Here is a 274-nt window from a genome sequence, read left to right on the forward strand (position 1 = left end):
CGGCGAAAAGGGACGTGTAGAAGGCGCTCATCGGCGGAACGGTCCGGGACGTGGATTAGAGGAAGTTGCGGCTAACAGGACGACGCTCGATGTGCGAGCGCTGAACCATCACGCGGCGCAGCGCGAGACGGCGTTCGAGCCGCGCGGCCTGTTCGACGGCGAATGCGACAGCCACCATCACCATCAGCGTGCCCGCGACCACGACGAGTGCAAGACGCCAGCCGTCTTGGCGGAACAGGCCGCCGTACTGGACGGCCGCGACGGCGGCGGGAAT

General features: G+C 67.2%; 1 protein-coding gene. It reads right to left on the reverse strand.

Annotated elements, in window-relative coordinates; translation table 11 throughout:
- Positions 1-55: 55 nt before the first annotated feature.
- A partial coding sequence (locus SB753_RS37180; protein WP_410805148.1) for a CidA/LrgA family protein occupies positions 56-274 on the reverse strand: 219 nt, incomplete at its 5' end.

This window comes from Paraburkholderia sp. SIMBA_053, assembly GCF_046534895.1.
GTDB classification, from domain to species: Bacteria; Pseudomonadota; Gammaproteobacteria; order Burkholderiales; family Burkholderiaceae; genus Paraburkholderia; species Paraburkholderia caledonica.